Genomic DNA, 12,928 nt, shown 5'->3' on the forward strand with positions numbered 1-12,928 from the left:
GTTGTTCCTTTGGATGTTTATAATAAGAAAAAACACATAAAGTAATTTCTTAACTTCATCTTCTTAAGCCTACTTCCTGTAGGCTTTTTTGCTTTTGACTCTTATCTGTTTTTAAAATACAATTTCCTATTAAATAAAAAAGGATTCTCCTAACGAAGAATCACTTCTTTAAAGACAGCATTAGTCCACTTTTGAGTGTGTTTTTTTGTCAGCATACCATGTTACATAATCAATTCGATGTGAATGGACGAATCATCATAAGTAATAAGGCAATCATAGCTACCCACGGTCGAGAAGATGATCTCTTTATTTTCATGATCAACGGTTACATAATCCGAGTAGAATGTAGCATAATATTCTTCTATCTCGTCCCATGACAAGACTGTGTATGAATCAAAACTCCCCGAAGTAAAACTTGCATATGTCCCCAAACTAAAATACTCGCTTGGGGCTACAGGTATATTCTTTTCGTTTCCGACCCTCACATATGCCGGGAATAATGTATAACTTTTCGAACCATTTGATTTGTTTAAAAAGTATATTGCATCATCAATTTTAAGAGCATAAAGGGTGATATCATTAAAGGTGTATTCATCCAAGTAGGATTCTTGTGACATTATATATGTCCTAAATTTGCTATCATTTGTCACTTTGAAAATAACATAACTGCCTGTAAATTGAAAATGATATACAGGATATTCCAATACATTTATGAACTCGCCATATTCATCGCTGTAAATATTGTAGTTCCACGCTCCAATCAAATCATCACTAAATGTGACCGGGATATCATCATGAATCCAATCATTGATTGTCAAAGCTCCAAATAAACCAGTCAGACTTATTAATATAATCATAGAATATTTGTAAATAAGTGTTCTCGGTTTTGATTCCATAGATTTATTTTTTGCTATTCTATTCTTGATTCTTAAAAATAGAAAAAACATCAAAACTAATAATAGGAATAATAGTATCCAGAAATTCATTATCCTCATCTCCTACTCTAGTTAGCACGATGATGGATCATAAGTCATTTTCATATATGACCCAATAGTATATTGACTTAAATAATAGCGAGAGTATTCATTATCGCCCTGATAGCCTAGATTTACGATAAACATATCATCATTATATCCATATGCAATTGCTGCGTGAAAAATTTTTGTTGTCCCAAATAGCTCAGGAATCTTTCCTCCGAAAAAAATAATACTTGGTGTGTCATTATTAATAGCATTCCTGATTGTTGAATTAAACGGTAGATATGACCAGCTAATACTAAAATCATCTTCATCAATGTCTGAATTATCGTCTATATAATCCCAGGTAAGATTTTTGATTCCATATGCATTTGTACTGAAATTTTCATCCTCATCTGTTGGATCTTTTCCGTCCAAGATAATCAAGTAATCATGAAAATCCTGATTGGTTCCGGTCGGTTCATTCGGATCTAAATCATTTTCATACGTATCCTCAACAATGTCGTCATTGAATAACTGATCAAAATATCCTAAATATACAGCCAGGGCAACATATCCGCATTCTCCATAATAGTTTATCGGCATATTTTCTTGTATTTGCTCGAAATACCAACTATTAGATATTTCAGTGTCGGTTGTGGTTGTGGACATAGCACTGTAAATTTCAGAATTTGTTAGATAGGCTTCCATTTCTTTTGATTTCTTAATGTTTGATTCAATGGTATTTTTCATATCGATTTCATTTTCAACTTGATATACAAAAAGATCTTGATTAATATGATATTGCCCTATTCCAAAATAATATAAATCTCCATCTAAATCTTTGTAAGGAGATATAACAGAGGTTGTAATTTCAATAAAAATCTCTTCTTTTTGATAGTAGATCATGTATCCAAAACCATCAAGTTCAAATAATAGATATGAATTTCTCTGGCCTCCATTAAGATGCTTAACTGATTCAATGCTTTTGTCAAAACCCATTTGCATTAACTTATCTGTTGCAATACTCGAGTATTTTTCTAATAAATTATCTTCTTTAGCAGATATTTTCGGTGACGAAATACAAACAGTGATAATCATGAACAATAATAATATGGCTTTCTTCATTTTTTTATCTCCTTAATAATATATTAAAATTCTTGTCGTATTATATATACTTGCCTAGATTTGTCAATTATGTGAGTAGAATACGTACAATAATCTCATTATAATGCTTTTTAAAAAGTGCTTTGCCCATTTTTAATCCTGTATATATTTATGCTTATGAACAAATTTGCTGAATTGTGTATAGAAAACCCATATAAAAAATCAGTATAAATTTATCAGACAAGTTATCCTTTAATTTCTTCATACAAATCATAATAATCATCTTTAATTTTTTTAAGTTCCATAAAGGTATATTGTCCATTTAAATTTTTTAATATGCTAAATAGTTCTTTGTCTTCTTTGAATCTATTTGCCTTTATTTTACAACCCTCATATCCTGTATTGAATAATTCTTCGTTGAACAAAATCAATTCAAACCTAAACTTCTCTGCATCTGGAAATTCAGATATAATATAATCGATGAAACGCTTGGCTTCATCGATTGTAATATTCACATCAGGTCTGTCTTGCATGAAGCAATATTTACATTTCATGTTACACTTACTTGATGCGTGTAGAGTTGTGTATATTGTTCTGAATAGTTTTTTCTTGTATATTGTTTGAGTGGAAATTTCATCATCCATATGATTATTATGGAAGATTCGTTTCAAGTCTTTGTTTGTTAGGCTTGGGCTGTTTGGTAATATGATTTGATTGCCATTAACCTGACTAACATAAATTGTAAGGTTATTCAGTTTATATGTGATATAGTCGTTTATCAGACTCTATTATGCGTCATATTGTGTCATGCCTATTGTTAGATATTATCAAATTAATCGCGAATTGTCAATATCACACTATGTTTTTTTTTTTTGAATAGCATGCTAAATCATTATACAATTTTACAGTTCCAGTAACAATGCACTTGTACATTTACTATCTCTTTTGTCAAACTCTCAATATCATATCCTCCATACACCTCTGATGCATGGGATAATGATTTCCCTTTTATTATATGCTTTTCACACATCATTCTTTTCTGATTTAGTGCTAATCTCATAAAAAAAATAACTTCCTTCATCAGAATGGTATAATTAGTATACCATATCTCCAACTTTTGGAAGCTATTTCAGGTACAAATGTCTTGTCCATATGGAGTTTATCTTGTTTTTCACTAAAAATCTTCGGGGTTTTACTCTGTGTCCATGCAGTGTTTATTTTTTTTAGTTAAAAAAGGAGTGAAATTACTTAATTTCGCCTTTAACATTTCTATGCATATGATTCTAACCCGCTGTTCAAAAACCATACCAATCCGATATTATGGTTAGTCATTACTAAGTTTATCATGTTTTTTACTAAAAAATAGCGTGTTTTACTCTGCAGTTATACCAAGTTTACTTTTTGTGCACTAGAAGCTTACAGCATTAAGCACAATCGTCATCAAATTAGAATTTTCTCTTGACAAGATTTTATTTTATTTAGTGGAATATTGGAATTTCCGGATTCTCGTGTCCATTTCAAGGTGAAGAAAACTATTATAAGCAGAGAAATCCACAAAGTGAATTTCACATAATTTATAAAAAGGATCTCAAACTTAAGAAATCCTAATATCTTTATTTTACTATATATGTTTCCTCAGGCAAGCTGTGCCGAGTGGTGCGAAGTGCTATACAAAAGTGCCTCGACTTTCCCGAAGTAACATATTTTTAGCACTATTTATGTTTACACACACAAGACTTTTTTATGCTTAATTGTTCCGAAGCAACATATTTCATCATAAATTTAACGAATTGTCAACTTGAATACCATTAACTTCTACTGAAGCATATACACAATTGAATAACTTCCAAACATCTAGTTCGTTTCCATTGTCATCTCTAACAATAACTTGATACGTTTTCAATTGTTCTATATTCTCTATGATAATATTTTTAGATTAACTATTTAAAACCTTAACATCTTCAAATCAACAGAAACCAAACTTAATATAGAAAAGAAAATTACATTTTTTATATCATTTACTGTCTCAAAAATTTGCCAAGAATATTCATCATGATATCATTCATCTCAGATGGCAATTCGCGATTTTCTTTACTAATCCAGTTTTTTACAACGGATAATGAACCAAAGATGATGAATTTGTACAAGTATTCATTACTATTTTTCCTTTCATCTTTTATGATTACTTTTTGATACGCCATATTTTCAAGGCACATTTCAATTAACTTTTCAAAAAAACTATTTTCTGGAATTTCATTCAAAAATAGTTTAAATACTTCTATATTATCAATCACATATTCAAGAAGCTTTGTTAAGACGTTTTCATTATTTATTTGTGAAATATATGTTTCTATTGTTAAAAGATATTCATTTTCTATATCTTTCAAGAGATCAAATTCGGTGTTGTAGTACTTGTAGAATGTAGATCTATTCATTTCAGCTTTTTCACAAATTTCTTTGATGGAAATTTTAAAAATACTTTTTGTCTTCATCAAATCTACTAAACTACTTTTAAGCATCATTTTGGTTATTCTAACTCGTTGATTCTCTTTCATTATTTTTCTCCTTATCAAACTTTCGTGTTTTTGTTTCTAATTCAACACTTCTTTGTGAATTGTTGTTTTTGCAACCGTCCATTATATATATGATTGTTTTTAATCCAACACATGTATATTATAATACAATTATGCATTTATGCAAATACATCTAACAAAGGAAAATTGAAATGAAGAAGATTTTAGGTTTTATCACAGATCAAAGATATGTATTTTTAGCGTTTTTTTTAATTGTATTTGGTTTGAGTCTATATTTGATGGGAAATGTCGTAGTGACAAATGATATTTCTAAATACTTACCCAAAGATTCTTCAACAATTGAAGGTATTCGTATCACAGAAAATCAATTTGGAAATTCGAGTTCATTGAAATTAGTGTTTTCCGGTTTAAGTGAAACTGAAATAGAGTCAAACATTCTAGAACTATCTGCAATTCCTAATGTATCAAGTGTTGAGTATAATGAAACATCTTCAAACAATATTGATTACATACTTTTTACACTTTATATACCGTATGAGTCAACATCTGATGAAGCAAATGGGGTGCTTGATACCGTAGTTAACAGTTATGAAGAAGGCATTGTGGGTGGCCAAATCTTTACGGAAAATCAACCTATAGTTCCAATATATTTGATTGTTTTAGCATTTTTAATTCTCTTAATCATACTATTTGCTTTCTCATCTTCTTGGGTGGAACCCATACTTTTTTTGATTACAATCGGGGTAGCAATCATTATCAACATGGGTACAAATGTTATATTTAGCAGTATAACAACAACGACGTTTTCAATTGCTGCATTGTTGCAATTATGTCTATCAATTGACTACTCTATTATTTTGTTAAATCGATACAAACAAGAAAAGCAAAAAGATGGTAACAACTTACAAGCGATGAAAAACGCATTAGTCAACGCATTCCCCTCGATTGCAGGAAGCTCATTGACAACAATTGTCGGATTGCTATGTCTTGTATTTATGACTTTTGCAATAGGTTCAGACATTGGTCTTGTCCTTGCAAAAGGAGTCTTTATTAGTCTGTTGACGGTATTATTCATACTGCCAACATTAATATTACTATTTGATAAAGTAATTGAAAAAACCAAAAAGCCATCATTGCAAATTAAAGTTGCTGGATTAAGTAGATTCAGTTTTAAAGCTCGAAAATTGTTACCACTCCTATTCATTCTTATATTTGTCGCAAGTATTTTCTTGCGCGGCAACGTTCAAACGGGGTACGTCCTTCCCACCACATCAGTAGATGAGGCTAGTGTTATCTTTCCAGATGAAAATATAATTGTTCTTCTATATAATAGCGAAGATGAATCAAGCATAAATACTGTCTTGCAAAATCTATCGAGTAATTTAGGCATAGAGAAAATTACTTGTTATGCCAATTCTATTGGAATGCAACTCACAGCGACACAGCTTTCACAAATGACTAACATTGATGCAAATCAAATTTCTGGTTTACTTCTCTTGGCAAATACTGAAACAATGAACATATATGATTTCATTGTTTATATAGAAACAGATTTTTCGGAAACGATGTCTTCAGAACAACTACAACAACTTTCGCAAACCAAGACTTTATTGGAACAAAATATTGCGCAACTTGTTGGCTCTGAGTACTCAAGAATGATTATTACAAGCACATATACTAAAGACTCAGAAAATGCTCAAGTTTTGGTAGATGATCTCAAACAAGAATTTGATAGCATTTTGTCAAATCATTACTTTTTATTAGGTGAATCAGCAATGGCATCTGAGGCTTCAGGAAAATTTGATTCAGAATTTCTTGTCATCACGTTAATTACAATCATTGCTATTTTTATAATTGTTGCCTTCACTTTTAAGTCACTTGCTATCCCTCTCGTTCTTGTCTCTGTAATACAAACTGCCATCTTTTTGACAATGGGTGCTTTGAGTATTTTTGGGGGTAATGTCTACTTTTTAGCGATACTCATTGTTCAAGCTATTTTGATGGGAGCAACAATTGATTACGGAATATTATTTACTGCATATTTTAGAGAACAATGCTCGACTAAACCGACAAAAGAAGCACTGAAATCCGCCTATGAAGGATCGATTCACACAATCTTAACCTCGGCTTCCATTTTATTCTTCGTTACAGGATTACTTGGATTGATATCTTCCGATCCAACCTTAACTCAAATATTAAGAGCTTTGTCGATTGGAACATTGAGTTCAGCATTACTAATAATATTTGTTCTGCCTTCAATTTTAATACTTATAAACAAAGTGATTTTAAAAGCACGAAAGAAACTCAATTAATTTATTTATTTGAAAAAATTTCAATACTTTCGATTTTTATACAAGACAGTCCTGTCATTTTTAGTCCCTCAATATGTTTGCAAATACAAGCAAACATGTTCTCACACTCAAGACTTTATGTTTACACATACGAGGTTAAGTGAAAAGACGTATGTTTACACAATCAAAATGACACAAGATAATAACAAAAATGGCCACCTGAACGTAATTCCTTAGTTCAAGTGGCCTGTCTCATTTCATATTATTAAAAGTATAGGTATAAAAACAGTATATTTCGGGATAAAAAGAGCTGTTTTCATCATTTTAGTGAAAGCAATGAGACCGACTCCACGTGCCTTGAGTGTTATGAATTACTTTCTTTTTTAGAAAATTACATGTAAAATGTCACGAAGTAACATATAAAATGCCTAAAATATGTTTCCACACACGTGGTATAACACAGGTACAGAGTTATGAGGTAGCATATTTTAGTATACAAAAATCTAAAATTTACATTTACATAACACCGAGTCAAATTTATTTTTTAGTATGATATATTCTTCATATTCTATGCATATGGAATCATACCCACTGTTTAAAAGCCATACCAATCCAGTTTGCACTTAACCCACATTAAGCCTGTTTTCTGACAAAAAAGGAGAGCAAGATCTTTCCCACGGAATATTGGAATCCTGCTCTACAATATGTTTATTCATACATTTTTCTTGTTTGCTATCAATTTCTTTCCTTTTAACGCTTATTGTGCTCTTGCCAAAGATAAAAATATGATGTACCAATACGTCATAAATATAGTAGCAAAAATATATTTTCCGATAACAAAATATCTCAAATATTTCTGTTTTCTAACCTTCATTAGCAAAATAGTGTACAGTATCAAAATAAAGTTGGGCAAAATGAAAACAAGTAAGACCGTTAAAAAACCACTAAAATAAAGGTAGTGATTGATTGTTCCTAAGATTAAATAATAAAAAACAAGTATTACTGGAAGATAAATTCTAGCAATCGATTTTTCTTTACTTCTCTTTTCCATTATGTCAATGACAACTGAAACAATTATAAATACAAGTGGAAAAGCTGAAAAAAACAACATATATTTAACACTAATAACATTATTAAATTGACCTAAATAAAATAGTAGTTCTATCAGTAATGAATATACAATGGACAAGGCAAAAATAATCTTTGTTAATGATTTCTTCATATTGACTCCTTCTCTTTAGCAACTTGAAACATGTACAATAATTACTTGAGTTCTTTTATTACCAGATGCATCTTCAATACCTACCATAACCAGATAGTTTCCTATTGTATTGTATGATACATCATCAAAAACTTCAAACTTAGAAATTGTTCCTGGAACAATACTATACTCCCCAGTTATGAAATTGGCCCAATAAACATTAGAATATTGACCCTTGATGATAGTTTGTTCCGGTATGGAATTGAAGTATATATCCCAACGGCATGCATTGTTTTGAACGGTTTGAGGGATAGGTGTACCTCCATTATCTCCAATATCCGGTGAAAATAGATACATGTCAGTTAAATCTTCTCCTTCAGCATTTCTTGCATCAGAATTGTTTGTGTATGATGCTTTATCCCATACAAACCTTTCAAAAGGTGTATGATTATTGTAGTCATTTTCACTATTACCCCATATTAAGTATGGGTATACATCTCTAATATAATGTGCATCAGGGAGAACTGGTTCAAAATCGGGATCGCTTCGGTCTACACCAAAATTAAAGGTGAATGTAACTAAGTCTTCATACTCAACATCATCATTTTCATCATAAACTAGTTCTAATCCGCCATCTAATGTAACCCCTAAGTTTATGTCTTGATATGTAACTCCCTTCGTGAACTTGTCATTATCACTGTTCGCTAATAGAAGTAGATGAAAATACGATCCTACAGTTTGTGGTACATCAAACCAACCAGATGATAAATCATCCTTTGTAGGATATAAAATATCTACCGAGACTCCATCTATTTTATTATATTGATTTCTTGCATAATGGTTTTCTTGAGTTATCTTATATTCAGTTCCAATGTCGTCTGATACTAAAATCATTTTTTCGGTTCCCCAATAATCATTAATAAGATAGATTGTTGCGTAAGGAGGTGTCACTCCATCAAGCCCCGCAACGTATGATTGATAATCAAATTCAATTGTTTCAATATGATTATACGTTGTGAATGTTGTATTTAATACATATCTTGTGGAACCGGTATAAATTTTAGTACCCCAAATATTCGTGTAATATTCTGCTTGAATTGAATATATCCCACTAGTGGTGTTGTATATTGTATAATTTTGATAATATCCAGTGTATACTGTTTCATAATAATAAGTAGCCATCAAGGAGTAATCTCTACTATCAACTATTTTTCTATCTGGTAGCAATTCATCAAAAAACTTGTCATTCTCCACAACGAATCTTTCATCGTCAAAAAGAATGCTGATATCACTATAAACAAGTTGATTTAGATTAGCTTTCTCTTGAATTTCAGATAAATGATATTGATTGGATAAACTCATAGCATTCCCATATTTATTCATGCTTGTTTCAAGTTCGCCATTTTGGCTAGCTTGAAATATTGTATATACAAGTGCATCCTTCTCGTACTCGACCCCATTAATTTCCATTGTCTCTTTCTCGGTACCATTAATGGTGTCTACTACCATAATTCCTCTGTCTTCGTATTGTTGTTTAAATCTCATCTTATCGAAGAAATCAGTTTCATTTTGTGTTAATTCTACGATTTCTTCTTGATTGTTTTCCACTGAAAGACCGTACACTTTATCTGGATTCAATGAAAAAAAACTAAAAACCAACAATAGAACTAAACCTGTAAATAATATTGTTTTTTTCAATATCTATACAACCTTTCTAATAATTTATTATATCTATAATTGAATATATCTTCGAATCCTCAAACAGGTAAATAAGAAATTCAATCTTATCTATATCTTGCATATTGCTAATTTTCAGAGCAATAATCCCAGAAAACATGGCAGTTGACACACTAGAGCCTTTTTCTGTGTTGAATATTAAATCATTTTCTGAGTCAGAAAAGCGCAACGATGGGATATTATTCCCTTCTAAAAAAAAGTCTATGTCTTCATGTCCAACTCCATACTCATAATCACTTTTATCGCCTATACCAATAGTTTTGTCATTTTTTGCTGGAAATGCTGTTGAATATGTAATGTGTTCCCCTGCAGAACATATTACAAACACATTATTTAAATAAGCATAGTTAATTACATTCTCAACTTCAATCGATTCTTCATATGAACCAAACGACATATTGATGATATCTGCCCCATTGTCCACAGCATAACGGATCGCATCAACAATCCTTTCATCACTTGTATTTCCATTAGAATCAAAAATTCTTAGTGGCATCACTTTTGCCTGTGGTGCAATACCATAGACCCCAGTATCTTCATACTTACATGTTTCAATGCATATCAAAGCTGTCCCATGGCCATTTGTATCGGTAAACACTTCTCTATCATTTACGAAATCATATGGATCCACTACTCTTTCTCCATACACATCAGCCAGTTTTTGGTGCATTCCTGAATCTAGAAAGGCAATTACAATATTCTCTCCTTGACTTTCGTTCCAAAGTCTATCAATATTCATATTAAAAATATGTTCCGGATATTTGGATATACTGTATTGCCACATTAAAACCCCAGCAGAGATAATAACCACAAATACTCCAATAACAAGTATTATTCTTTTCTTCATGATAGTCATTCTTTAATCCTCAAATATGTTTCTTTATCATCATCTTTGATTTTCTTCGGCTCCATGAATGTGTATTTACAACTCAATTTCTTGAGTGTGTTACTTAATTCTATATCTTCTTCAAATCTGCTTGCCTTGATTTGACACCCCTCATAAATGTTGTTAAATAATTTGTCGCTATGGAGTAACACGTCAAACTTGAACATCGCAGCTAATTTGAATAGGTGTTTCTTCAGTTTGCACATGACTTCATCAACACTATCAAGTCTTTTATCTTTGTAGTAAGATACAATCATACATTCACCACCACACACATATCTAGCTTCACAAGTTTGGCAAAGTGCTCTTTCTAATTGAATTTTCCATAAATGAGTTATTTTTTTTGATTCAAACCTTCTTCTAGCGTTCCAATAGCCATCTCATCTATGCCGATACTCCCTGGACAAGCAATAATTTTCTTGTCAGATGTCAAAGAAAATCTACCAAGTCCAGCTTCACACCTGGTACTTACTTTATGATTTAATATGACTCTTAGCAAGAATTTACCAAAATAGTCATCCCCGTTTAATAAAACAGCTAAATAATCCAGTTTACCTTTCAATGTCTTCTGTAATATGTATTTATATAATCTTGTATACTGTCCTTTAATCTCCTCTATGTTACCTTCATTGATACCATCTGTCCCATCATCAAAGCTCCTAACGGTTTTTATGCTGATGGTTGTAAAATATTTATATAAATTCTTGAATGCTTTGACCAAATCCGTATTGGAATTAGTAAGTGTCATAGCTGCACCAAGGTATTCTCTATGTTTGATGTTTTTGATATTCTGGATAATCTGTTTGTAAGTTCCCTCTTGTTTTCTGATAATTCTATTAGAATCATGTGCCTTTTTGTATCCGTCTATACTGATTCCAAATATGTAACCTGCTGACTGAAGTTTGGATATATTATCATTTGAAAGTAATGTTCCATTTGTTACCAACATCGGCAGCACTTCTTTAGATACTTCATCGCTCTTACTATGGCAGTATTTAGCCAATTTTAAGATAAATTCCATTCTAAGTAAAGGTTCTCCTGACCCAGTAGGATCTACGATATATTTCTCTGCATTTGGGAACTCAGAAATAATAAAATCGATTAAATCTTTCGCTTCATCGATTGTTATATTCACATCATGCCTAGATTGCATGAAACAATATTTGCATTTCATATTACATTTACTTGATGCATGCAGACTTATGTAGATTGTTTTAAATATTTCCTTTTATATATTTCTTGAGTAGGGATTTTCATATCCATGTTATTTTTTTGGAATATACGTTTTAAATCCTTATTTGTATAGTTTGTATTATTTGGCAATATAATTTGATTTCCATTAAACAAGCTCACAAAAATTGTGTGTCCTGTTGATTCATATGTTATATAATTTCTCATTAATAACCTCTATATGTCAAAATATGTCGTCATTATAACTGAATTTTAGCACATCTATAATTATTTGTCAACGAGGGATCCAATCATAATTTTGTTACTATCCTGGCATATATCAACGATTTAAAAACACCTTTGAAACCTTCTGATATAATGAGAAAATCAATCATAAAAAGAAAAACGGCTATTTATGCCGTTTTTCAACACTATTAAGTTATTTAATCTTGTGTGTTGTCATAACCAAGTTTGTTCCACTTTTGAGGTTGTCACAACCAAGTTTGCTATGTGATTAGCATGGAGTTTGCTTTTTTAATCTTTGAGACATCCAATTGGTACGACATACACACCATCAGCTCTCCTGTATGCTGTTGTTCCACCGTAAAGAATCATCAAAAATGACGGTTCTTTCATATGTTCTGTATCAACTTTTTCCTTTAGTTTAATCAAATTGGCTGCTGCACTATCAAGTTGATTACCACCAACCTTAACTTCTATTGCAGCCCATCTGCTGTCTCTTAATTTTAAAATGCAATCAATTTCTAAATCGTTTTTATCGCGATAATGGAATACTGTTCCGCCTAACTTGTCCATATACACTCTTAAGTCTCTTGTCACCAAAGACTCGAAGAAAAAACCAAATGTTTCCATATCTTCACCCAAATCGTCAGGAGTTGCCCCTAATGCAAGTGCAGCTATAGATGGATCAACAAACTGTTTTTTTTGGCTCATTCTAATTCTAGTTGCACTTCTAAGTTTTGGCGTCCAAGCATCAACGTTTTCAATGATAAATAGTTTTTCAAAGGCGTTTTGGTACGAAGCAA

Annotated in this window: 11 protein-coding genes; 1 reads left to right on the top strand and 10 read right to left on the bottom strand. The window is 31.3% G+C overall.

Annotation, left to right across the window (positions count from 1 at the left end; translation table 11 throughout):
* Positions 1-221 precede the first annotated feature (221 nt).
* The 4 genes from KJ971_02605 to KJ971_02620 all read right to left on the bottom strand — a co-directional run bounded on the left by KJ971_02605 (position 222) and on the right by KJ971_02620 (position 4,618).
* Positions 222-986, bottom strand: a complete 765-nt coding sequence (locus KJ971_02605; GenBank protein MBU1144733.1) for a hypothetical protein — start codon at positions 984-986, stop codon at positions 222-224.
* Positions 987-1,007: 21 nt separating this feature from the next.
* Positions 1,008-2,084: a hypothetical protein gene (locus KJ971_02610; GenBank protein ID MBU1144734.1), complete on the bottom strand. Its 1,077-nt coding sequence runs from the start codon at positions 2,082-2,084 to the stop codon at positions 1,008-1,010.
* 224 nt (positions 2,085-2,308) lie between these two features.
* Positions 2,309-2,617, bottom strand: coding sequence for a hypothetical protein (locus KJ971_02615; protein ID MBU1144735.1), 309 nt, complete (start codon positions 2,615-2,617; stop codon positions 2,309-2,311).
* Positions 2,618-4,081: 1,464 nt separating this feature from the next.
* Complete coding sequence (locus KJ971_02620; GenBank protein ID MBU1144736.1) at positions 4,082-4,618, bottom strand: TetR/AcrR family transcriptional regulator C-terminal domain-containing protein; 537 nt, start codon at positions 4,616-4,618, stop codon at positions 4,082-4,084.
* A gap of 170 nt (positions 4,619-4,788) precedes the next feature.
* Between KJ971_02620 and KJ971_02625 the strand changes: the two genes are divergently transcribed.
* Entirely contained in the window at positions 4,789-6,909 is a 2,121-nt protein-coding gene (locus KJ971_02625) for an MMPL family transporter (GenBank protein ID MBU1144737.1), read from the top strand.
* A 736-nt stretch (positions 6,910-7,645) separates the two neighbouring features.
* On the opposite strand, the gene KJ971_02630 is transcribed toward KJ971_02625, so the two are convergent.
* The 6 genes from KJ971_02630 to KJ971_02655 all read right to left on the bottom strand — a co-directional run.
* The gene (locus KJ971_02630; protein ID MBU1144738.1) at positions 7,646-8,110 is read right to left on the bottom strand and encodes a hypothetical protein; all 465 of its coding nucleotides are present in this window, start codon (positions 8,108-8,110) and stop codon (positions 7,646-7,648) included.
* 15 nt (positions 8,111-8,125) lie between these two features.
* On the bottom strand, positions 8,126-9,787 hold the full coding sequence (locus tag KJ971_02635; GenBank protein ID MBU1144739.1) for a hypothetical protein: 1,662 nt from the start codon (positions 9,785-9,787) through the stop codon (positions 8,126-8,128).
* Between the two features lie 16 nt (positions 9,788-9,803).
* Positions 9,804-10,673, bottom strand: a complete 870-nt coding sequence (locus KJ971_02640) for a S8 family serine peptidase (GenBank protein ID MBU1144740.1) — start codon at positions 10,671-10,673, stop codon at positions 9,804-9,806.
* Between the two features lie 5 nt (positions 10,674-10,678).
* Positions 10,679-10,969, bottom strand: coding sequence for a hypothetical protein (locus tag KJ971_02645; GenBank protein MBU1144741.1), 291 nt, complete (start codon positions 10,967-10,969; stop codon positions 10,679-10,681).
* A 77-nt stretch (positions 10,970-11,046) separates the two neighbouring features.
* Positions 11,047-11,865: a hypothetical protein gene (locus tag KJ971_02650; GenBank protein ID MBU1144742.1), complete on the bottom strand. Its 819-nt coding sequence runs from the start codon at positions 11,863-11,865 to the stop codon at positions 11,047-11,049.
* Between the two features lie 551 nt (positions 11,866-12,416).
* On the bottom strand, positions 12,417-12,928 hold a 512-nt coding region (locus tag KJ971_02655; protein ID MBU1144743.1), incomplete at its 5' end, for a DUF4143 domain-containing protein.

The sequence above is a fragment of the Bacillota bacterium genome (assembly GCA_018818595.1).
Lineage (GTDB): Bacteria > Bacillota_I > Bacilli_A > Izemoplasmatales > Hujiaoplasmataceae > JAHIRM01.